Here is a 21,295-nt window from a genome sequence, read left to right as displayed (position 1 = left end):
TCGGCAGGCGTTGCAGTTAAATTTGGGACGGGGTAGCTAAAATAGCCCCGTCCCAAATTGACTAGTCTGCCTTGGCGTTTGTCTAGTACTGGCTCTCGTGCTTGCTGAAGAAGTCGAAGCGCGGGGGCAGCGGCTTCACGCGGTGCTCGCCGGGCTTCTCGCCCAGGCTCTCCACAAACTCATCCGTGGAGGCAAAGATGTTGTCCCAGCTAAAGAAGGCGACCGGATCGACGTCGAAGTACTCGCAGATGAGCTCGCAGCCGGCCGGGACGATGCCGTGCATGAGCACGGTCGCCACGCGCAGCTCGGTAAAGGCGTCGACCAGTGCCTGCGTCATTGCGGCGTTTGCCTCGCTACCCTCGAGCTTGTTGGCAGCCTTGGAGGCGTCGCTCCAGCGCTTGTTGGCGGCACGCAGGTAGTCGTCGCATACGGCGAGCGCGCGGTGCGTCTCGAACTTGTACATGGCCTGCTCAAAGGCGAGAGCTGCCTGCTCGGCGGCTTCGACCACGGTGGCGGAGGCGGCACCGGCGGGGATGCAGCCGTTGCGGTAGGGGCTCTCGTCGCCCTCCTTGACGGCGACGCCGTAGAAGCAGCTGCGGGCCAGGCGGTTGAACACGCCGGTCAAAAGCGCGCTCTCCTTAAGGGCGGGGTCGATAACGCGCTTGTCGTCGCAGGCGCGCACCTCGTTGCCGTCCTTGTCCTTGCCGGTCACGCGTGTGTCATATGCCTTGGGGCTAAAGCTCACCGGCTTCTCGGACAGGCCGAGCGACAGCCAATGCGCGCGCATCTGCTCGCAGGTGTAGTGGTTGAGCAGGTCGTCTGCCGGCGGGGGAGGCGTCTGTGAGGACGAGCTTGCCTTTTTGCCCATGTAGAGCAGGTGATAGCAGGCGCTGACGGTGCTCTGCGTGAGGTTCCAACCCAGGGCCTCCCACATGGCGGTCTGCGCGATGCAGTAGAAGTAGATGTTGTCCTGACCGATAAACTGGTAGATCTGTGCGTCGTCAGAGCACCACCAGTCGCGCCAGTCGAGCGAGCTGTGCTGGTAGGTGGGCGTGGGGACCTGCGTGGAATCGGCGGCGGGCTCGCCCATGAGGGCGGCATCCTGGGCGGCGACGCCCTCGGTCACGCCGGCGGCGCGGGCATCGCGGGCGAGCACGGTGCGGGTGTAGCTGATGGGCGCCCACAGGCTCTCGGGCCAGCACCAGCAGGTGACGTCAGAGACGCCATCGACCTCGGGCACCGGAACGCCCCAGTCGATGTTGCCGGTGATGCGGAAGGGCACGAGCGCCTTGCCGCTACGGAAGCGCACGCCGCCGTTGGCGAGCACCGCGTGGGCGTCGTCGCGCTCCTTCCAGCTGGGGAAGGTGACGGTAAAACTGCTCTTGTTGCCCTCGGGCTCCAGCACGGTGTGCTCGGGGAGCTGGTCCTCGACGGCGTCGAAGGCCTCGCGGAATTTGTTCTGGATGTAGAGCTGTGCCGGCAGCAGCCACTCTTCCATGGTCTTGGAGACCACGGAGCGAACCTGCGGGTTCTGGGCGAGCTTGGCGGTGTAGGTCTTCATAAAGTCGAGGTAGGCCGGCAGGTCGAAGTAGAGGTTGTCGACCGGGCGCAGCTCGGGCACCTCGCCGGTGAGCTGGCTCTTGGGCGCGATGAGCTCCTCGGGCTCAAACTGGTGGCCCAGGTCGCACTCGTCGGCATAAGCCTTCTCGGACTTGCAGCCTTGGATGGGGCAGCGGCCGATGACCTGGCGACCGTTGAGGAACGTGCCGGCCTTGGCGTCGTAGAACTGCAGGGTAGAGCGCTTGGAGATGGTGCCCTGCTCGTGCAGGCGCTCGATAATCTCGGCGGTCACCTTGTTGTGAATCTGCGCAGCCGGCTCAAGGCCCGAGCCGCCGTAGATGTCGCAGCTGATGTTGTAGTTGTTGAGGGTCGCGGCCTGACGAGAGTGATTGGACTCGACATACTCGCTAATGGACTTATCGTAGCCCTCGTTCTCCTTGAGCTTGCGGTAGCTCTCCATGATGGGCGAGCCGTAGCAGTCGGTGCCCGAGGTGAAGATGACGTTCTCGCGGCCCAGGCGGTCGCGCAGGAAGCGGGCGAAGAAGTCGGCCGGGACAAAGACGCCGCCAACGTGGCCAAAGTGAAGACCCTTGTTGCCATAGGGCTCGCCGGCGGTAACGATGGCGCGGCGGGGCCAGCTGGGACGGTCGTTCATGGAGTATTTGGATGCCATGGGACTCCTTCGCATATGGTGAGAGCGTGGCCGGGCGCAAGGCCTGGCGACGCGGTGGTCAATTCGTGCATATCGTTCGACATTATCGCACATGCGGGCGGGTACGTGGCAGGGGCGCTATCCTAAGATGCTATGAATGAGATTTCCAACATACATGCGTTTGAAGACGAGGATTTCCTGCACGCTTGCTTTGTGTGGGGGATGGCCGTGCTTGGCGCATTTGCCGTGTGCCTGGTGCCGGTGTTTATGCTGCTGGGCGGGCCCGCGGACTTGGATGCGGCTGACGCGGGTGGCTGGACAGCTGTCTTGGGCTGGATAGTTGGCTTAGCTACGGTTTCGGCGGCGTCATTTGCCGTGCACGAGTTGGTGCACGGCGTGTTCTTTAAGCTGTTTGCGCCCGCCGGTGCGCACGTGACCTTTGGGGCGAACCTCGAGACTTGCATGATTTACGCCTGCGCCGAGGGCGTGGTGTATTCGCGCCGGCGGTACATGGCAGTTTGTCTGGCGCCGACGGTTGTCGTGACGACAGCATTTGCCCTGGGGTTTGCGTTTTCGGGCTATCCGCTGCTGTGCTACTTGGCGGCCGGTCTGCACTTGTCGGGCTGTGTGGGCGACTGGTATTACGTGCGGACCATTTTGCGCGACCGCCGCATTGTCGCCTGCGAAGATACGTCCTTTGGCGTTCGCTTTTTTGGTCAGTAGTCTTTTTGGGACGGGGCTATTTTGACTACTTTTTGGAGATGGGTATTTTTGACTGCTTTACGTCAAAAGTAGTCAAAATAGCCCCGTCCCAAAAAGACTACCCTGGGCAAAGATTGGGAGGAGATGTCCATGAAGCCGTTGCTGTTGCACGCCTGCTGTGCGCCGTGCTCGCTTGAGCCGGTTCGTCTGCTGCGTGAGGAGGGGTTTGAGCCCACGATTTGCTGGACCAACCCCAATATTCAGCCGCGCGATGAATGGCAGCGCCGCTTGGACGAGCTGCGCCAGTGGTGTGCCGATGGCGACATCGAGCTCATCGAGGCGGGGGAGGACCGCGAGCGCTGGGAGGCCGGCGTGGCCCCGCTGGGCGCCGATCGGCCCCGTCGCTGTCGCGCGTGCTATGCCCTGCGCCTGGCCGAGGCATGCCGTGTGGCCCAGGAGCGCGGGTTTGAGTTTGTGGGTACGACGCTCGCCGTCTCGCCGTATCAGTTGTTCGACACCTGCAATGACGTGCTTGAGCGCTTGGCGGCGGCACATGGGCTCACCCCGGTGATTCGCGATTTTCGCCCGTATTATCCCGAGGCCACGCGTCGTTCGCGCGAGCTGGGCATGTATCGGCAGAACTACTGTGGTTGCCGCTTCTCGGCCGTCGAGGCGGCCATGGACCGCGCCCGCATCCGCGACGAGCGCAAGGCTGCCAAAAAGTAGTCCTTTTGGGCTGGCAGCCTGCTAGGATGTAGAGCGGACTTTAGCTATATAAGGAGTATTCGACGTGTCTATGCGTACCGATGATTTTGACTACAACCTTCCTGAGGAACTGATTGCCCAGGCTCCTGCTGAGCCGCGCGACTCCTGCCGCCTACTGGTGGTGGATCGCAAGGGCTCCCAGGCGGGAACGCCGCTGGAGCATGGCGGCACCGTCGAGCACCGCATCTTTCGCGACATCATCGACTATATCGAGCCGGGTGACGTGCTCGTCATCAACCAGACGCGCGTGATGCCGGCCCGCCTTATCGGTCGCAAGGCCGGCTCGGGCGGCGTGGTCGAAACGCTGCTGCTCAAGCGCCGCGAGGACGTGGATCCGCTGGGTCACGTTTGGGAGTGCTTGGTCAAGCCGGGCAAGCGCCTAAAGCCCGGCGCTCAGATTGAGTATCGCGCCGGTGGTGCCCATGCGCCCGAGGGCGCGCCCGTGGTGCTGACGGCCGAGGTCGTCGACTTTGTCACCGATAGCCGCGGCGGCCGCCTGGTGCGTTTTGAGCCGGCCGGTTGCAATGCCGCCGGCGAGCCGCGCACGCTCGATGAGGCCATCCATGCTGCCGGCCACGTGCCGCTGCCTCCCTACATTACCGATTACGAGGGCGATCCCGAGAAGTACCAGACCGTTTACGCCATGAAGGAGGAGCACTCAGCTGCCGCTCCCACGGCGGGCCTGCACTTTACTCCCGAGCTCATGGCGGCTATCGAGGCCAAGGGTGCGAAGTTTGCCGCCGTCGAGCTCGAGGTGGGCATCGATACCTTCCGTCTGGTGGAGGAGGACGACCCCACGCAGCACGTGATGCACACCGAGCGCTATCACGTGTCGCAGGAGGTTGTCGACGCCGTGCATAAGGCTAAGGCCGAGGGGCATCGCGTGATTGCTGTCGGTACCACCGCAGTCCGCTCGCTCGAGAGTGCGTTTGACGCGGACGCGCCGGTGTCCGATCCGGCTGTGACGGCGCGCTATTTTGAGGGCCGTAAGGACGGGGCCGACACGCTCGGCCGTGGTGACATCGTGGCGCGCGAGAACGCGACGACGCAGCTCTACCTCATGCCCGGCTCGACCTATCACGTGGTCGACGCACTGATCACTAACTTCCATGTTCCGCGCTCCACACTCATGATGCTCGTGAGCGCACTTGCTAGCCGCGACCAGATCATGGATGCCTACGCCGCCGCTATCGAGCAGCGCTACCGCTTCTTCAGCTTTGGCGACGCCATGCTCATTTGTTAGTTACGCGGTTCTACGAACCGCGTAACTGCTCGACGCTGCGCGGGCCGCATTTGGACAATCTGACGTTCAACTTCAAGGGCGCGACCAGAAGGTCAGCGCCCTTTCGTTTCACGTCACCTTGCCTCAAATGCGACCCGCTCGCTGTCGCTGGCAAAACATCGGCATTTCTTTGGTTGTCAAGAGATTGCCGTTCTGGCGGGTTTTCGCTGACTTCGCCAAAACAATGGCGTTGCCGTGGTTCAACCTGCCAAAAAGGGACAGGTTTATTTTGGCAGGTTTTATCTGGGCAAACGTTGTTGGCGCAATGGGGACTGCTTTATATGCACCAAGTTGGTGCAAAGTAGCCTGGCCCCTTTGCACCAATCAAAAAGTTGCGGTGAGTGTTTTTTGGCAGCCGGTTTACTTGCTCGCGAACAGCCAGATTAGGACGATCACGAGGATTACGGCGACAATGCAGACGATTGCGCCGGTGAATTTGACGCGTGAGTCGCGGGTGCGCTCGCGCACGTCGTTCTCGGCGGCTTCGAGCTGAGCCACTTCGCGCTCGGTTTCGGCGCGCTCGTCCTTATCGCGAGCCAGGGAGCCCGCGAGCGATTCGGTGATCTCGGGATGGTTGTGCACTTCGGTCGCCTGCTCGATGATCGACTGCGCATGCGCGACGTCCGCCTGGGCATTGGCGATAGCTTGCTCTTGCTCTTGACGCGCTTTGTCCTCGGTGACGATCTTCTCGCGTAATTCGCGCTGGCGCGTTGCAGCGGCCGCCTTTGCGGTCTGCAGCTCGTCGCGCGCGGCATCGGCCTCGGCCGTCACGGCCTGATGGGCGCGCTTGGCGTCGGCGATGGGGGCTTGCGCCTGCTCGACGGCGTGCTCGGCGGCTGCGAGCGAGTGCTCAAGATCGGCGGTGATGCGCGGGACATCTTCCTCGGCTTTACGCAGGGCATCAGCCGTGTCGGAGATCTGCATCGAAAGCTCGCTGGTGCGCACCGTATAGTTGGCGGGATTTGCCGAGGGATTGCGCTGCAGCTCGGCATACTCACGGCGCAACGTTTCGAGTTGAGCACGCGTGGCGTCGACGGTTTGCTGCGCTGCGGCAACGCCGGCGTCGCGCTCGGCCTTCACCTTGTCGCGGATGCGCTTGGAATCCTCGAGACGTCGTACGAGGCGGTTACCGGTCTCGCGCGAGCTGGCTTCGCGCGCTTCGACGGCATCGAGTGCGGCTTTGAGACGCCGCTCGGTGGCGTCGTCCTCTTCTTTTATTTGTTCGAGCTGCGCTTTGAGCTCTGTTGTCTTGGCGGCATGGGTATCGCGGTCGATTTCTGCCGCCGCGGCGGCCTTTTGTGCCGTGTCGATAGCGTGGCGCTGCTCGGCGACAATCTGGTCGTAACGCCCTGCGATATCCTGGCGCGTCTCGAGCTCCTCTCCTTGATCGGCGATGCGCTGATCAAGTTCGGCCAGGTGGGCACGAGCATCCGCGAGCGCCTTCTTTGCGGCGTTCATCTCGCGCATAGCAGAGGCGCCCTGGGCGATAAAAGTGCCTACGGCGTTTGCTGTATTTGAGACGGCGGTTCCCAGATCGCGGCTGGCTGCAGGGGTGTGTGGGGCGGTCGGGTGACCGGCGTCGGCCGTACCCGCATCGGGCGCCTGCGACGTGGCGATATTGCCGGTGCCGCCCTCGATCACGGAAAAGCCGGCAGTGTGCGGGTCGACTGCATCTGCGCCAATTGTAGGGTGCTCGAGCTGTAAGAACGAAGGTACGGTGCTGCCTTGGTCGGCAACGGGGGTCTCGCCAGGCACGAAGGTCGATGCGGCCTCGGCGGCCTTCTCTTCTTCGGCGTCCACATCGGCGTCGGCCACGGCGTCTTTCATCGCTTTGACGGCATCCATCATGGAGTCCATGACGGCATCGAGCTCTTCTTCCGAAGATACCTCGATGGGTCCTGCCGCCTGTGACGCGGGGTCCGTGTCGGGCTCGGCGTCGTTCGACTCCGGTTGCTCGCCTTCGTCATGCTCGACAGTATCGCCTGTGTCTGTTGCCTTATCCGCACCGGCGTGCGCATCTTTGGCGGATGCATCGACGGAAGCGGCGACGCAGGTAGGAGTGCTGCAGTCGTCGACGGCGTCTGCGGAATCATCAATATGCTGCTGAGTCTGGGGGTCCAGCTCGTCTGTCATAGGCATGTGCTCCTCATCGTTGATTGTCACCCTATGATAAAGTCTCGCGCCGGCATCCCGCGCGCCGCAGCAAAGTTTCAAAACGTGTTCGATGGCTCGCTTGGATAGCAAAAATTTGGCCGCTATATTCAGTTTGCGCTTGACATTCCCTTCTCCGAAAGACGTTATGCCGTTCACCTGCCGCGGTCTTTATAATGGTTTGCGTATGAACCGCAACCAAGGAGTTCCAGTTTATGGACCAGAGCCTATTTAAATTCGACCTGATCGCCGAGGATCCGACGACGCATGCGCGTGCCGGCGTGCTGCACACTCCGCACGGCGACATCGAGACGCCGATCTTTATGCCCGTGGGCACCAAGGCAAACGTCAAGGGCATTCCTGCCGAGACTGTCAAGCAGCTCGGCGCCCAGATCGTGCTCGCCAATACCTATCACCTGTCCATGCGTCCCGGCGAGGACACCATCGCCGAGTTGGGTGGCCTGCACAAGTTTATGAACTGGCATGGCCCCATCCTCACTGATTCCGGCGGTTTCCAGGTGTTCAGCCACAACGACGCCGTCAAGCTCACCGACGAGGGCGTGCGCTTTATCGTCAACGACTACGACGGCCGCCACGTGTTCTGGACGCCCGAGGACAACATGGAAATCGCCATGAAGCTCGGCTCCGACATCTGCATGCAGCTCGATCAGTGCCCGGGCTATCCCGCCACGCGCGCCTACGTTGAGCGCGCCGTTGAGCTGTCGAGCATGTGGGCCGAGCGTTGCTATAAGGCTCATACCCGTGACGACCAGGCGCTCTTTGGCATCGTTCAGGGTGGCATGCATCTGGACCTGCGCTTGCGTTCGCTGCGCCATCTGGAGGAGTGCGGTGACTTCCCCGGTTACGGCATTGGCGGCTACTCGGTGGGCGAGGACCACGAGACCATGTTTGAGACGCTGGCGCCGCTCGCGAGTGAGTACATGCCCAAACATAAGCCGCGCTACCTGATGGGCGTCGGCAACCCGACGACGCTCGTGCGTGGTGTAGGCGTGGGCATCGACATGTTCGACTGCGTGCTGCCGACGCGCACCGGCCGCATGGGGACGGCGTTCTCGAGCGAGGGTCGCCTTAACTTCCGCAACGCCCGCTTTGCGCACGACGACGGCCCCATCGATCCCACCTGTACCTGCCCGGTGTGCACAGGCGGCTACAGCCGTGCGCTCATTCGCCACATGGTCACGCAGAAGGAGATGCTCGGCGGCATTTTGCTTTCGATGCACAACATCTACTACCTGCTCAACCTTATGCAGCGTGCCCGCCAGGCCATTATCGAGGGCCACTACGGTGCGTTCGTGAGCGACTGGATGAACAGCCCCGCGGCAGTGGATTACTAAGAGCTGCGGGTGCGCTTACGGGGGCGCTCGCGCGGTGTCGAGGCTACGTGCCAATCGACCGTGCGTAGCCGGCGCCGGGCATCGCATGCGTCGGCATCGGTTGCACGACCTCTGACCGATGCCTTGCAAGCGTTTGATGCATCGTGGGTACCATACCGAATGGTTGATGTTCGGGCGGGTGTTTGACGCATGGCGTCGACCCCGCCCGTTTCTATTTTCGATAGGAGTATCCCATGATTAAGAATGAGAACGTCGAGGGCGAGCCGGCCTACGACGAGACGTACCGACGCGGCCCCGTGGTTATGCGCGGCCCTATGATTCCTAAGGACAACACCTACGCCAACCTGCTGGCGCCCGAGGACTCGACTGACTGGTTGCACGCCGACCCGTGGCGTGTGCTGCGCATTCAGGCCGAGTTTGTCGATGGCTTCGGCGCGCTTGCCGAGCTCGGGCCCGCGGTGACCATCTTCGGCAGTGCCCGCACGCCCAAGACCGATCCACTCTACAAGGCGGCGCGCACGGTCGGCCGCAAGATCGCGCAGCGCGGCGTGGCGGTTATCACCGGCGGTGGTCCTGGCATTATGGAGGCGGCCAACAGGGGAGCGGCGAGCGCCAACGGCAAGTCGGTCGGCTTGGGTATTGAGCTTCCGCACGAGCATGGGCTCAACAAATACGTGAACCTCGGCATGGACTTCCGCTACTTCTTTGTGCGCAAGACCATGTTTGTCAAATACAGCTCGGGCGCCATCGTGTTTCCCGGTGGTTTTGGTACGCTCGACGAGATGTTTGAGGTGCTCACGCTGGTGCAGACGCACAAGGTCAAGCGCATGCCGCTTGTTTTGGTGGGCAGCGAATACTGGCAGGGCCTGTTCGACTGGCTCAACGGCCCGGTGATGGATGCCGGCATGATTAGCCCACTCGATCCAGACCTCGTCCACATCACCGATGACCTCAACGAGGCCGTCGATATTGTCCTGAGCGGGCTGATGTAGGGTAGGTAAAATGGGACGGGGCTAAAAAGACTGGTCTGAAACGTTTGATACCAGTCTTTTTAGCCCCGTCCCAAATGAACTGCTTCCAAGTTGCGGTGGAATAGGGATTGATTGGTGACGATGCGCTTGGCGCCACGACCCTTTTTGATCGCCTTGATCTTGCTCGATTTCCACTCCGGCGAAACGGTCAGGCGAATATTGAGCATCTGCGTGAGCTGGCCTGCACCTGGTCGAGCGGCTCTTCGCCTTCGATAATCACATGAAGTGGAATCACGTAAATGCCGAGCTCTTGGGCGCGGGCGGGGGAGATGCCCGACGTGGAGTCGGTTATGATGGCAAAAGACATAATTGCACCTTTCGTTGGGGCGCTTGCGCGCCGCCTTCTGAGAGCAAAGTGCGAAAGTATAGTAGAGTCGTTCCACATTACTAGGTTCAATTGTTGAATAGTCAACAGTTTGAAGTGTCAGTGTGGAAATCTTCAACTGGGGAAGAGGGATGTCGATGGAGGCTCTGGAGATATGCAAGCGGTCGGTCGTGCTGTTTGATTTTGACGGCACGGTGGCCGACACGGGCCGTGCGGTGATGACCTCGACGCGTAAAACGCTGGCTGCGCGCGGGTTTTCTGAGGCGCAGATGGGTGACCTGCGCCGTATGATCGGGCCTCCGTTGTGGAAGAGCTTCCACGACTTTTACGGCTTCTCGCGCGAGGAGTCGCTTGTGGTGGCCGACGAGTACCGTGCCTTTTTTGATGAGCTGGGACCGGAAGAGTACCCCGTGTTCGATGGAATTCCCGAACTGCTCGATGGCCTGGCCGCCCAGGGGCATCACTTGGCCGTGGCGACGTCGCGCATGGAGGCAAAGTGTATCGACATGGTGGGCGAGCTGGGGCTTTCGCAGTTTGAGGCGGTGGTCGGTATGAATCCGCCGCAGGGGCGCGAGACCAAGGCCGATTCGGTTCGCGATGCCCTGGCGGCGCTCGGCGCGACGGCGGACGATGCCGTGATGATCGGCGATCGCTTTAACGATGTGGAGGGCGCGCACGCCAGGGGCGTGCCGTGCATTGGCATCTATTCGGGCGCGGCGGTGCCGGGCGAGCACGAGGCGGCGGGTGCCGATGCAGTGGTACACTCGGTGGCCGAGCTTGCTAAACTTTTCGCCATCTAATGACGTTATGTGAGGGGCGGGTGTGGCCGTCGCTCATTGGTAAGGAGGTCGTCCATGAATCAGGTGGAGCAGAGCGTTACCGAGTATGTCGACGAGATCTGGGAAGATGTCGTTGCCGATATCGAGCAGCTGGTGAGCTATCCGTCCGTGGCCGTTGCTGCCCATGCGGAGCCCGGTGCGCCGTTTGGCCGCCCGGTCCGTGATGCGCTCGATTGTGCGCTCGGCATTGCGCAAAAGCTCGGCTACCAGACGAGCGACGACGAGGGCTATGTGGGCATCGCCGACATTCCCGGCCGCGGCGATAAGCAGCTTGCGACCATCTGCCATGTGGATGTGGTGCCCGCCGGTCCCGGTTGGAACACCGACCCGTTTGCGATGGAGCGCCGCGAGGGCTGGCTGCTCGGTCGTGGCGTGATCGACGACAAGGGCCCGGCCGTGTTGTCGCTCTACGCCGGTGCCTACCTGATCAAGCACGGCATTGTGCCGCGCTATACCTTCCGCGCGCTGCTGGGCTGCGATGAGGAAGTGGGCATGTCCGACGTTCACCATTATCTGGAGAACCACGCAGACCCCGACTTTTTGTTTACGCCCGATGCCGAGTTCCCGGTCTGCAATGCCGAGAAGGGCCAGTTTGGGGCGACGTTTGTGAGCTCCAAGATCGACGGCGGGCGCATCGTATCGTGGAGCGGTGCCGAGGCGAGCAACGCCATTCCGTCGCAGTCTATCTGCGAGCTCGCGATTGCCGCCGATGAGCTGCCGGCGCCCGTTGAGAACGCCGACCGCCTGGAGATCACGGCGCTCGATAACGGGCATGCGCAGATTTTCGCCCACGGTATTGGCGGTCACGCTTCGATGCCCGAGGGAACGATCAATGCCGTCGGCCTCATCGTGGCGTATCTGCGCGAGGCCGAGGACGCGTTTGGTGCACGCGACGAGCGCCTGCTGACGCCCGCCGAGCACGAGTTTGTCAAGTTCCTGACCTTTGTACATGCGGATGCCTATGGCCACGGCCTGGGTATCGACGCGACGAGCCCGGCGTTTGGCCCGCTCACGTGCAACCCCGGTGTTATCCGTGTGATGGATGGCCATATTGAGCAGGTCATCGACGTACGTTTCCCCGACAGCACGAGCGCCGATACCATCTGCGAGCAGCTCGAGCCGCTCGTGGGCCGCTTTGGCGTGACGTGCCGTGTGGGTCGTGCAAAGGCGCCGTTCTCGGTGTCCGCCGACGATCCGGCCGTGAAGGCGCTTATTGATACCTATAACGAGTTTACGGGCAAGCACGCCGAGCCCTTTGCCATGGGCGGTGGCACGTACGCGCGCAACTTTGCCCGCGCCGTGTCGTTTGGCCCCGAGGAAACCGGCCTGGAGCTGCCCGCATGGGGCGGCCAGATGCACGGCCCCAACGAGTGCGCCAACGAGGAACAGCTCAAGCAGGCGCTCAAGATCTACATCGTGGCGATTTTGCGCTTGAATGAGCTGGAGCTTTAAGGTTACACGGTTTCCTAATCTAAGTTGCGATGGAATAGTTCCTAGAATGGGCCATTTGATGGCCAAGCAGGAACTATTTCACCGCAACTTTGTTTTTATTGGTGTAAAAGGCGGGCCATGCCTGGGGGCGGGTTTGTTATTCGTTTGTAAAGCCGAGTCGCGCTTGCGGTAAGGGTCTATCAAATGCCCGTAAGAAACCGCAGTTGGCGCGGGCACCGCCCGATCGAGGCCGTATCTTTCCAAACAGCAAAGCGGGCAGGGTGCCCGCGAGTCGCATGTATGAAAGGAAGATCATGCTCGATCAGGCTTATTCTCGTCGTCAGTTCCTCGGCCTCGCTGGTGGTCTTGCCAGCTTCGTGGGCCTCGGCCTCGTTGGTTGCGGCGGCGCAGGCGCTTCCAACGCCGCCGACAAGGGCAGCGCCGCTGCCGAGTCCGTCTCCGGCGAGGTGACCTACGACGGCGCCTCCTCGTTCCAGGCTCTCGTCGAGGCCGCTGCCGAGAAGTTCATGGACGCCAACCCGGACGTCTCCGTCTCTGGCTCGGGCAACGGTTCGGGCAAGGGCCTGACCGCCGTTGCCGCCGGTACCGTTACCATCGGTAACTCCGACGTCTTCGCCGAGACCAAGCTCGAGGCCGACCAGGTCAAGAACCTCGTCGACCACGAGGTCGCCGTCGTGGGCATGGGCCCCGTCGTCTCCAAGAACGTGAAGGTCGACGACTTGTCCCTCGAGCAGCTCAAGGGCATCTTCTCCGGCCAGATCACCAACTGGAAGGAGGTCGGCGGCGACGACGCCACCATCGTCGTTCTCAACCGCAAGGCCGGCTCCGGCACCCGCGCCACCTTCGAGGCCGCCGTCTTTGGTGACGAGGCCGTCGACTTTAAGGGCGACGCCGAGCTCGACAAGTCCGGCGACGTTCAGACTCAGATGGCCAGCACCGACAACGCCATCTCCTACCTCGACTTCTCGCACTTCGACGACTCTAAGTTCAACGCCATCAAGGTTGAGGGCGTGGAGCCCAAGAGCGCAAACGTCACCGACGACTCCTTTAAGATCTGGGCGACCGAGCACATGTACTGCGCAAAGGACGCCGACGATGCCACCAAGGCCTTCCTGGAGTTCATGCTTTCCGACGACGTCCAGGGCAAACTTGTCGAGGAGCAGGGCTTTATCCCTGTCTCTGCCATGAAGGTCGTCAAGGACGCCAGCGGCAAGGTCTCCGCTAAATAAGTAATCGCCCCGGAAAGGTTTGCAATGGCAAAACAGCTGCCAAAGCGCGACCTTGAGAACGTGGGCCTGGGCGTCACGGGCGCGTGCGTAGCGCTCGTGACGCTTGTCGTTGCCGCGCTCATCTTTATGGTCGCCCAAAAGGGCCTCTCGGCTTTTCTCAAGGACGGCGTTTCGGTCGTCGAGTTCTTTACCGGCACCAAGTGGGACCTGGCCAACACGGCCGAAAACGGCCTGCCCTATACCGGCGCCCTGCCCCTGATCGTCACCTCGTTTGCGGTCATGGTGCTCTCCACGCTTATCGCGCTGCCCATCGCCATCGGCTCTGCTATCTTTGCGGTCGAGATTAGCCCTAAGTTTGGCTCCAAGGTGTTTCAGCCGCTTATTGAGCTTTTGACCGGCATTCCCTCGGTCGTCTTTGGCCTGGTCGGCTTTCACGTGGTCGTCGGCCTTATGAAGAGCGTTTTCCATGTGAGCACGGGCCTGGGCATCTTGCCCGGCGCCATCGTGCTGGCCGTCATGATCTTGCCGACGATGACCACCCTTTCGGTCGATGGCCTGCGTGCCGTGCCCGATAGCTACCGTCTGGGTTCGCTCGCGCTGGGCTACACCCGCTGGCAGACCATCTGGCACGTGGTACTCAAATCCGCCATGCCGTCGCTCATGACCGCGGTCATCCTCGGCATGACCCGTGCCTTTGGCGAGACGCTCGCCGTGCGCATGGTTATCGGCGGCATCGAGGCCATGCCGACGTCGCTGCTGTCGCCGGCCTCCACCATCACCACCACGCTCACCACGTCTATGGCGGTCTATGCCGAGGGCTCGGCCCAGGACGACGTCCTGTGGGCGCTCGGTCTGCTACTGATGGGCATGAGCCTCATCTTTATCCTGATCATCCACCTTATCGGCCGCAAGGGGGCGAAGGCTCGTGGCTAGCACGCGCATTCATATCGACGAGGCGAGACTCAGGCGTGTCAAAAAACAGGACCGCATCGCCACGGGCGTGCTGGCGGCAATCGTCGCCATCGTCATGCTCATCGTCGTCTCCATGGTGGCCTATATTCTGTTCGAGGGCATCTCGACGCTGTTCCAGCCGGGATTTCTCACGCAGCCCGCGCGCGCCAACGGAACCCAGGGCGGCGTGCTCTACCAGCTGTTCGACTCGTTCTATCTGCTGCTGATCACCTTAAGTATCTCGGTGCCCATCAGTCTGGGCGGCGCGGTCTTCCTGGTTGAGTACGCGCCGGACGGCCCCATCCGCGACATTGCCTCCACCGCCATCGAGACGCTGTCCTCGCTGCCTTCCATCGTCGTCGGCATGTTCGGCTTTCTGGTGTTCTCGGTGCAGCTGGGCTGGAAGTACTCCATCATCTCCGGCGCCGTCGCGCTCACCATGTTCAACATCCCCATCCTGGTGCGCGTGATTCAGCAGGCGCTCGAGGACGTGCCGCAGGCCCAGCGCGATGCGTGCCTGGCTATGGGCCTCACCCGCTGGGAAGCCACGCTGCACATCCTGATCCCCGAGGCCATGCCCGCCATCGTGACCGGCATCGTGCTTTCGGCCGGCCGCGTGTTTGGCGAGGCCGCGGCGCTGCTCTTTACCTCGGGCATGAGCTCGCCGGTGCGTCTGAACTTCTTGAGCTTTAACCTGTCGAGTCCCACTTGCGCCTGGAACGTGTTCCGCCCCGGTGAGTCGCTCGCCGTGCACATCTATAAGATCTATGGCGAGGGCAGCCCCGAGGCACAGCAGATTGTTTGGGGCACCGCGGCACTGCTGATGATCTGCGTGCTGCTGTTTAACGTAGTCGCCCGTATCGTGGGTAAGCAACTGGCAAGGAGGATGACGGCCGAATGAGCGAGATAAATGAAACGCCCGCAACCGAGGCGGCCGCGTCCGAGACCCAGGACTTTTTGTCGAGCGTGGGGGAGAGCGAGAAGCGCGTGCGCGTAAGCGGCAAAGCCGTGAGCGACGAGGTCGTGCTTTCCACCAAGGACGTCAACGTTTACTATGGCGACCACCATGCGCTGCACGATACGTCGCTCGACTTTCACAAGGGCGAGATCACGGCGCTCATCGGGCCTTCGGGCTGCGGTAAGTCGACCTTTTTGCGCAGCCTCAACCTTATGAATCGCGAGATTCGCGGCTGCCGCGTGGAGGGCGAGATCAACTATCGCGGGCGCAACGTGAACACCAAGACCGAGAACACCTACGAGCTGCGTCGCTCCATTGGCATGGTGTTCCAGCAGCCCAACCCTTTCCGCAAGTCCATTCGCGACAACATCACGTTTGCGCCCAAACGCCACGGCATTACTGACCGCGACGAGCTCGATCGCATGGTCGAGGAAAGCCTGCGCGGCGCGGCGCTGTGGGACGAGGTCAAGGACAAGCTCGACAAGAGCGCCTACGCGCTTTCGGGCGGCCAGCAGCAACGCCTGTGTATTGCGCGCACGCTGGCGCTCAATCCCGATGTGATTCTGTTTGACGAGCCCTGCTCGGCGCTCGACCCCATCTCGACGCTGGCAATCGAGGACCTGATGTCATCGATTGTTGCCGACCGCGCCATCGTCATCGTGACGCACAACATGGAGCAGGCGTCGCGCGTGTCCAACCGCACGGCGTTTTTCTACATGGGCGATATGGTCGAGTACGACGAGACCGACGAGATTTTCCAACGGCCCAAGGATAAGCGGCTGAATGATTACCTCACCGGCATGTTCTCCTAGTCCGGGACATGCTTGAGGCCCGCGGCGGCCATGGTTGCCGCGGGACTGATTGGAGAGGCGGGTCATCTCTTGCGGGAGATGGCCCGCCTTTTTGCTCTGCGACCGAAACGACCACCACAAAGGGGACAGGCACCTTCGTGGTGGTTTGGGGTGGGGCTCGCTGCTATCATGGACAACGTTGAATTTCTACGAAGGAGCAGGGCATATGGCGATTCTTTTGGGATGCGATTCCGTCAGCCTAGAGTTTCCCACCAAGCATATTTTCGATAGCGTGACGCTCGGCGTGGACGAGGGCGACCGCATTGGCATCGTCGGTAAAAACGGCGACGGCAAGTCGACGCTGCTGAGCGTGCTCGCCGGTACGCTGGAGCCCGACGACGGCCGCGTGACGCATCGCCGCGACACGACGATTGGTTTGCTCGGCCAAAAGGACAATCTGGTCGATACCGACACCGTGCATCATGCCGTCGTCGGCGACACGCCCGAGTACGAATGGGCTTCGAGCCCGCGTACGCGCCAGATCCTGGCCGGCCTTATTAGCGATGTGCCCTGGGAGGGCACGGTGGGCGAGCTTTCGGGCGGTCAGCGCCGTCGCGTGGACCTCGCGCGCCTGCTGATCGGCGACTACGATGTACTCATGCTCGACGAGCCCACCAACCACCTGGACATGCGCACCATCAACTGGCTCGCACGCCACTTAAAGGCCCGCTGGCAGCGCGGCCAGGGCGCCATGCTCGTGGTCACGCACGACCGTTGGTTCTTGGACGAGGTCTGCACCAGCATGTGGGAGGTCCACGACGGCCAGGTCGACCCCTTCGAGGGCGGCTACTCCGCATATATCCTGCAGCGCGTAGAGCGCGACCGCATGGCCGCCGTTACCGAGGAGCGCCGTCGCAACATGGCGCGCAAGGAGCTCGCGTGGCTGAGCCGCGGCGCACAGGCGCGCTCCACCAAGCCCAAGTTTCGTGTGGAGGCCGCTCGCGAGCTCATCGCCGACGTGCCGCCCGTGCGCGACGAGCTGGAGCTCAAGCGCCTGGCGGTGAGTCGCCTGGGCAAGCAGGTTATCGACGTGGTCGACGTGGACGCCGGCTATGCCGATACCGACGGCGCGCCCAAGCAGGTGCTCACCGATGTGACCTGGCTCATTGGCGCGGGCGACCGCTATGGTCTTTTGGGCGAGAACGGCGCCGGCAAGTCCACACTGCTCGATGTGATTCAGGGCAAGCTCGCGCCCCTGCGCGGCCGCGTGAAGATTGGCCAGACGGTGCGCTTTGGCGTGCTGTCGCAGCAGCTCGAGGAGCTCGAGCCCTACATGGGCGACACGATCCGCGAGGTGCTCAGCAACTACAAGAAGTATTACGTCATCGATGGCAAGGAGACCTCGCCCGAGAAGCTCTGCGAGCGTCTGGGCTTTACGACGCAGCAGCTCTGGAGCCGTATCGGCGATCTTTCGGGCGGACAGCGCCGTCGCCTATCGCTGCTGCTGACGATCCTGGACGAGCCCAATGTGCTCATCCTGGACGAGCCCGGCAACGACCTGGATACCGACATGCTGGCGATTGTCGAGGACCTGCTCGATGGTTGGCCCGGCACGTTGATTCTGGTAACGCATGACCGCTTTTTGATGGAGCGCGTGACCGACCAGCAGTGGGCGCTGCTCGACGGCCACCTGACGCACATGCCCGGCGGCGTCGACCAGTACCTGCGCCTGTGCAATGCCACCGCCGAGGGCGAGCCCGTGGGTGCGCCGAGCGCCAAGACCGGCACGTTCGACACCGGTGCCGCGGCAGCTGCGGCCGAAAAGCCCAAGGCGAGCGGTCAGCCCAATGGCCTTTCCAACGCCGAGCGCCAGAAGCTCCGCCGCGAGGTGAGCTCGCTCGAGCGCAAGATGGAGACGCAGCGCGCTCGCGTGGAGGAGGCCGAGGCCGCGATGGCTCAGGTCGACCCCACCAACTACACGGCGCTGGGCGAGCAACAGGCAAAGATCGACGAGGCTCACGCCGCTATGGACGAGCTGGAGATGGCGTGGCTCGAGGCGAGCGAGAAGCTCGAGGGCGAGGAGTAGACGAGGATGATCAAAGCCGCGTTTTTCGATATCGACGGTACGCTACTGAGCTTTAAGACGCACCGGATTCCGGCGTCGGCGCAGCAAGTGCTCGACAGCTTTCACGAGCAGGGGATTGCGTGCGTGATCGCCACGGGCCGTCCGACCTACCAGATGCCCGATTGGCTGTTCGATCTTGGCTGGGATGCGTATATTACGCTTTCGGGCCAGCACTGTTTTGATGCCGAGGGCGTCTACCGCAGCTGCCCGATTGATCCGGACGACGTTGCGGTGATTGTGGACCAGGTGGCCGAGGGGCGCTATGACTCACTGTGCATGCAGGGCGAGAACTCGTTTGTGAACCGCCTGTCCGAGCGCGTGGTGACGGCCGGTAACAACGCGGGAATCGTCTACCACGAGGAGCCGTTTGAGCACGCCTTCGATGCGCCGGTTTACCAGTTCTGCGCCTTTGTGGATCCGGCCGACGAGCATGTCGTGACCGATGCCGTGTCGCATTCGCTCACCACGCGCTGGTGTGACCTGTTCTGCGACATTATTCCGGCCAACGGCGGCAAGGACCTGGGTGTGGCGGCGACGCTGGAGCGCCTGGGCATCGACGCGAGCGAGGCGATCGCCTTTGGCGATGGCGAGAACGACCTGTCGATGTTTGCCTCCGTGGGTACGAGCGTGGCCATGGGCAACGCGCAGGATACCGTGAAGGCCGCGGCGACCTACGTGACGACCGCCGTGGACGACGACGGAATTTACAACGCCGCAAAGCACTTTGGGCTGCTATAGCTGCGGCTCGGCACTTGGGGACGTTCCTTTTCTGCCGGCAGTTGGGGACGCCCCTTGCGCGTTGTGTGCCGCGTCGCCCGGCCGGACAGCCACGTATGCTACAGGTTCTTGACATTCATCGCGCGCATGGCGTTCAGGATGGCGATGATCGCCACGCCCACGTCGCCGAACACGGCGAGCCACATGTTGGCGATGCCGAGCGCCGCGAGTACCAGAATCAGCAACTTAATGCCCAGCGCAAAGATGATGTTCTGCCAAACAATCGTCATGGTCTTGCGAGCCACGCGGATCGCGCGGGAAATGTTGGACGGCTTGTCGTCCATCAGTACAACGTCCGCTGCCTCGATTGCGGCGTCGGAGCCCATGGCGCCCATGGCGACGCCAACGTCTGCACGGGTGAGCACGGGCGCATCGTTGATACCGTCGCCCACAAAGGCGAGTTTGCCCTTGCCCGATTCGGTCGCCAGCAATGCCTCGACGCGCTCGACCTTGTCTCCTGGCAGAAGCTGCGCGTGGAACTCATCGAGTCCCAGCTGCTTTGCCACGGCGGCGGCCACTTCCTCGCGGTCTCCCGTGAGCATGACGGTGCGCTTGACGCCGGCAGCGTGCAGCTCGCGAATCGTTTGCTCGGCATCGGCTTTGACGGTGTCGGCAATTACGATGTGACCGGCATAGACGTCATCGACCAACACATGGAGGATAGTGCCGACGACCTCGCAATCGGGTGCTTTGATGCCGATCGCGGCGAGCATCTTGGCATTGCCGACGACGACGTGTTTGCCGTCGATGGTCGCCGTCACGCCATGGCCCGCGTCGTTGGCGGAGTCGCATACACGCTTGGGGTCGAGTTGGCCCTGGAAGGCGGCGCGCACCGACTGCGCGATGGGATGGTCGGAGAATGACTCGGCGAGGGCTGCGACTTCAAGCAGCGATTGCTCGGTATAGCCGCCCTCGGGGTGCACCGCGACGACCGAGAACGTGCCGTTGGTGAGCGTGCCGGTTTTGTCGAAGACGACGGTATCCACATCGGCGAGCGCCTCGAGGTAGTTGGAGCCCTTGATGAGAACTCCCAGCTTGGACGCGCCGCCGATGCCGCCAAAGAAGCTCAGCGGCACGCTAATTACGAGTGCGCACGGGCAGCTGACGACGAGGAAGGTCAGGCCGCGCAGGATCCAATCGGACCAAGCACCGGTCACCAGGCCGCCGCCGAGCGCGAGCACCGCTGCCGCGCCGGTGACGGCGGGCGTGTAGACGCGGGCGAACCGTGTGATGAAGTTTTCGGTGCGTGCCTTCTTTTCGCTGGCGTTTTCCACAAGCTCCAGGACGCGCGCGACGGTGGACTCGCCAAAGGGTTTGGTGGTGCGTACGCGGATAAGACCCGTCATGTTGATGCAGCCGCTGATGATATCGTCGCCGGTCTTGGCGGTACGGGGGACCGACTCGCCGGTGAGGGCGGCGGTGTCGAGCTGGGTCTCGCCATCGACGATAACGCCGTCGATGGGCACACGCTCGCCGGGCTTGATGACAATGACGGTGCCGACGGCGATGTCATCGGGAAAGACCTGCTCGAGCGTGCCGTCAGCTTGCTCAACGTTGGCGTAATCGGGCGCGATGTCCATCATGGCGCTGATCGATTTGCGGCTCTTGCCCACGGCGTAGGCCTGGAACAGCTCGCCGACCTGGTAGAACAACATAACGGCGGCGCCTTCGGCCATGTGCGGGTCGGCGTCGGGGAAGAGCACCGTGGCAAACGCGCCGATGGTCGCGACGGCCATGAGAAAGCTCTCGTCGAACGCCTTGCCGCGGCGGATGTTGCTGAATGCCTTTTGGAGCACGTCGTATCCGGCAATCAAAAACGGCACGAGGAACAGCACAAAGCTGGCGTAGATGTTGCCGGGCTCTCCAAATGCGATAGTGAGGGCGCCGAGCTCATCGAGGGCGTACACCACGACAAAAATACCCAGTGCTACCAGGATGCGGTTGCGTTTATGCTCGAGTGACTCTTTTTTCTTGCGCTTCTTCTTTTTCTTCTTGGGGTCGGCGGTTGCCATGACTCGTATCCTCCCATTTGAATGTATGAACACTCGCTCATATAACATCGCGACAAAGGCCGCGACAAGCGCGGCCTTGCGTATCGGCGTATGCGCAGGCTAGAGAATGATCTCGCAGTCCGGCTCAGCGTCGGCGGTGAACTCCACGACGCGATCGAGGACCTCGTCGAACTCAGCGTCGTCGGCCTCGAGCGTCAGCTTCTGAGTCATAAAGTTGACCGAAACGGACTTGACGCCCTCGAGCTTAGCCAACTCGTCCTGAAGCTCACGCGCGCAGTTGGCGCAGTCGATCTCGTCGAGCTTGAACTGCTTTTTCATGATGGGTTCCTTTCCCTGTA

Annotated in this window: 18 protein-coding genes; 13 read left to right on the top strand and 5 right to left on the bottom strand. The window is 62.2% G+C overall.

Going from position 1 to position 21,295, the window contains the following annotated elements:
- Positions 1 to 82: 82 nt before the first annotated feature.
- Positions 83 to 2,233: a methionine--tRNA ligase gene (locus FYJ40_RS02985; RefSeq protein WP_154515797.1), complete on the bottom strand. Its 2,151-nt coding sequence runs from the start codon at positions 2,231 to 2,233 to the stop codon at positions 83 to 85.
- Positions 2,234 to 2,365: 132 nt separating this feature from the next.
- Between FYJ40_RS02985 and FYJ40_RS02980 the strand changes: the two genes are divergently transcribed.
- From FYJ40_RS02980 to queA, 3 genes are all read left to right on the top strand, one after another.
- Entirely contained in the window at positions 2,366 to 2,935 is a 570-nt protein-coding gene (locus FYJ40_RS02980) for a DUF3267 domain-containing protein (RefSeq protein WP_154515794.1), read from the top strand.
- Between the two features lie 129 nt (positions 2,936 to 3,064).
- Positions 3,065 to 3,640, top strand: a complete 576-nt coding sequence (locus FYJ40_RS02975; RefSeq protein WP_154515791.1) for an epoxyqueuosine reductase QueH — start codon at positions 3,065 to 3,067, stop codon at positions 3,638 to 3,640.
- Positions 3,641 to 3,710: 70 nt separating this feature from the next.
- A complete protein-coding gene (gene queA, locus FYJ40_RS02970) occupies positions 3,711 to 4,922 on the top strand; it encodes a tRNA preQ1(34) S-adenosylmethionine ribosyltransferase-isomerase QueA (RefSeq protein ID WP_154516097.1) in 1,212 nt (403 codons plus the stop codon).
- A gap of 399 nt (positions 4,923 to 5,321) precedes the next feature.
- Here the strand turns inward: queA and FYJ40_RS02965 are convergent, their stop codons facing one another.
- A complete protein-coding gene (locus tag FYJ40_RS02965; protein WP_154515788.1) occupies positions 5,322 to 7,094 on the bottom strand; it encodes a hypothetical protein in 1,773 nt (590 codons plus the stop codon).
- A gap of 233 nt (positions 7,095 to 7,327) precedes the next feature.
- On the opposite strand from FYJ40_RS02965, the gene tgt reads away from it, so the two are divergent.
- Both tgt and FYJ40_RS02955 read left to right on the top strand, forming a co-directional pair.
- On the top strand, positions 7,328 to 8,467 hold the full coding sequence (tgt, locus tag FYJ40_RS02960; RefSeq protein WP_154515785.1) for a tRNA guanosine(34) transglycosylase Tgt: 1,140 nt from the start codon (positions 7,328 to 7,330) through the stop codon (positions 8,465 to 8,467).
- A gap of 233 nt (positions 8,468 to 8,700) precedes the next feature.
- Positions 8,701 to 9,459 carry a TIGR00730 family Rossman fold protein gene (locus tag FYJ40_RS02955; RefSeq protein ID WP_154515782.1) on the top strand — a complete coding sequence of 253 codons (759 nt, stop codon included), beginning with the start codon at positions 8,701 to 8,703 and terminating at the stop codon, positions 9,457 to 9,459.
- A gap of 187 nt (positions 9,460 to 9,646) precedes the next feature.
- Here the strand turns inward: FYJ40_RS02955 and FYJ40_RS02950 are convergent, their stop codons facing one another.
- Positions 9,647 to 9,805 carry a DegV family protein gene (locus tag FYJ40_RS02950; protein WP_154515779.1) on the bottom strand — a complete coding sequence of 53 codons (159 nt, stop codon included), beginning with the start codon at positions 9,803 to 9,805 and terminating at the stop codon, positions 9,647 to 9,649.
- Between the two features lie 155 nt (positions 9,806 to 9,960).
- Between FYJ40_RS02950 and FYJ40_RS02945 the strand changes: the two genes are divergently transcribed.
- The 8 genes from FYJ40_RS02945 (at position 9,961) to FYJ40_RS02910 (ending at position 18,906) form a co-directional block, all read left to right on the top strand.
- Positions 9,961 to 10,623 carry an HAD hydrolase-like protein gene (locus tag FYJ40_RS02945; protein ID WP_229770639.1) on the top strand — a complete coding sequence of 221 codons (663 nt, stop codon included), beginning with the start codon at positions 9,961 to 9,963 and terminating at the stop codon, positions 10,621 to 10,623.
- A 54-nt stretch (positions 10,624 to 10,677) separates the two neighbouring features.
- The gene (locus FYJ40_RS02940; RefSeq protein WP_154515773.1) at positions 10,678 to 12,114 is read left to right on the top strand and encodes a M20 family metallopeptidase; all 1,437 of its coding nucleotides are present in this window, start codon (positions 10,678 to 10,680) and stop codon (positions 12,112 to 12,114) included.
- A 275-nt stretch (positions 12,115 to 12,389) separates the two neighbouring features.
- Positions 12,390 to 13,343, top strand: coding sequence for a phosphate ABC transporter substrate-binding protein (locus FYJ40_RS02935; RefSeq protein ID WP_229770638.1), 954 nt, complete (start codon positions 12,390 to 12,392; stop codon positions 13,341 to 13,343).
- A 24-nt stretch (positions 13,344 to 13,367) separates the two neighbouring features.
- Positions 13,368 to 14,276, top strand: a complete 909-nt coding sequence (gene pstC / locus FYJ40_RS02930) for a phosphate ABC transporter permease subunit PstC (protein ID WP_154515767.1) — start codon at positions 13,368 to 13,370, stop codon at positions 14,274 to 14,276.
- Entirely contained in the window at positions 14,269 to 15,195 is a 927-nt protein-coding gene (gene pstA / locus FYJ40_RS02925) for a phosphate ABC transporter permease PstA (protein ID WP_370450579.1), read from the top strand. The genes pstC and pstA overlap by 8 nt, the downstream gene beginning before the upstream one ends.
- The gene (gene pstB, locus FYJ40_RS02920) at positions 15,192 to 16,064 is read left to right on the top strand and encodes a phosphate ABC transporter ATP-binding protein PstB (protein ID WP_154515764.1); all 873 of its coding nucleotides are present in this window, start codon (positions 15,192 to 15,194) and stop codon (positions 16,062 to 16,064) included. Before pstA ends, pstB begins: the two co-directional genes overlap by 4 nt.
- 205 nt (positions 16,065 to 16,269) lie before the next feature.
- Positions 16,270 to 18,129 (top strand): ABC-F family ATP-binding cassette domain-containing protein, encoded by a 1,860-nt coding sequence (locus FYJ40_RS02915; RefSeq protein WP_154515761.1) that lies wholly within the window; start codon positions 16,270 to 16,272, stop codon positions 18,127 to 18,129.
- A gap of 6 nt (positions 18,130 to 18,135) precedes the next feature.
- Positions 18,136 to 18,906, top strand: a complete 771-nt coding sequence (locus tag FYJ40_RS02910) for a Cof-type HAD-IIB family hydrolase (RefSeq protein ID WP_154515757.1) — start codon at positions 18,136 to 18,138, stop codon at positions 18,904 to 18,906.
- Between the two features lie 98 nt (positions 18,907 to 19,004).
- Here the strand turns inward: FYJ40_RS02910 and FYJ40_RS02905 are convergent, their stop codons facing one another.
- Together FYJ40_RS02905 and FYJ40_RS02900 are read right to left on the bottom strand one after the other, a co-directional pair.
- A complete protein-coding gene (locus FYJ40_RS02905; protein ID WP_195838537.1) occupies positions 19,005 to 20,957 on the bottom strand; it encodes a heavy metal translocating P-type ATPase in 1,953 nt (650 codons plus the stop codon).
- Between the two features lie 99 nt (positions 20,958 to 21,056).
- Positions 21,057 to 21,275, bottom strand: coding sequence for a cation transporter (locus FYJ40_RS02900; RefSeq protein ID WP_117583778.1), 219 nt, complete (start codon positions 21,273 to 21,275; stop codon positions 21,057 to 21,059).
- Positions 21,276 to 21,295 lie beyond the last annotated feature (20 nt).

Origin of the sequence: Collinsella sp. WCA1-178-WT-3 (M1), assembly GCF_009696325.1 — a bacterium.
Taxonomy (GTDB): Bacteria; Actinomycetota; Coriobacteriia; order Coriobacteriales; family Coriobacteriaceae; genus Collinsella.
This window is presented reverse-complemented; position numbering and strand designations above follow the sequence as displayed.

Coding starts and splice junctions, on each gene's coding strand:
- FYJ40_RS02950 (WP_154515779.1), bottom strand. CDS start 9,805: ATGTCTTTTGCCATCATAACCGACTCCACGTCGGGCATCTCCCCCGCC.
- pstC (WP_154515767.1), top strand. CDS start 13,368: ATGGCAAAACAGCTGCCAAAGCGCGACCTTGAGAACGTGGGCCTGGGC.
- tgt (WP_154515785.1), top strand. CDS start 7,328: ATGGACCAGAGCCTATTTAAATTCGACCTGATCGCCGAGGATCCGACG.
- queA (WP_154516097.1), top strand. CDS start 3,711: ATGCGTACCGATGATTTTGACTACAACCTTCCTGAGGAACTGATTGCC.
- FYJ40_RS02910 (WP_154515757.1), top strand. CDS start 18,136: ATGATCAAAGCCGCGTTTTTCGATATCGACGGTACGCTACTGAGCTTT.
- FYJ40_RS02935 (WP_229770638.1), top strand. CDS start 12,390: ATGTATGAAAGGAAGATCATGCTCGATCAGGCTTATTCTCGTCGTCAG.
- FYJ40_RS02945 (WP_229770639.1), top strand. CDS start 9,961: ATGGAGGCTCTGGAGATATGCAAGCGGTCGGTCGTGCTGTTTGATTTT.
- pstB (WP_154515764.1), top strand. CDS start 15,192: ATGAGCGAGATAAATGAAACGCCCGCAACCGAGGCGGCCGCGTCCGAG.
- FYJ40_RS02955 (WP_154515782.1), top strand. CDS start 8,701: ATGATTAAGAATGAGAACGTCGAGGGCGAGCCGGCCTACGACGAGACG.
- FYJ40_RS02905 (WP_195838537.1), bottom strand. CDS start 20,957: ATGGCAACCGCCGACCCCAAGAAGAAAAAGAAGAAGCGCAAGAAAAAA.
- FYJ40_RS02915 (WP_154515761.1), top strand. CDS start 16,270: ATGGCGATTCTTTTGGGATGCGATTCCGTCAGCCTAGAGTTTCCCACC.
- FYJ40_RS02900 (WP_117583778.1), bottom strand. CDS start 21,275: ATGAAAAAGCAGTTCAAGCTCGACGAGATCGACTGCGCCAACTGCGCG.
- FYJ40_RS02965 (WP_154515788.1), bottom strand. CDS start 7,094: ATGACAGACGAGCTGGACCCCCAGACTCAGCAGCATATTGATGATTCC.
- FYJ40_RS02985 (WP_154515797.1), bottom strand. CDS start 2,233: ATGGCATCCAAATACTCCATGAACGACCGTCCCAGCTGGCCCCGCCGC.
- FYJ40_RS02940 (WP_154515773.1), top strand. CDS start 10,678: ATGAATCAGGTGGAGCAGAGCGTTACCGAGTATGTCGACGAGATCTGG.
- FYJ40_RS02980 (WP_154515794.1), top strand. CDS start 2,366: ATGAATGAGATTTCCAACATACATGCGTTTGAAGACGAGGATTTCCTG.
- FYJ40_RS02975 (WP_154515791.1), top strand. CDS start 3,065: ATGAAGCCGTTGCTGTTGCACGCCTGCTGTGCGCCGTGCTCGCTTGAG.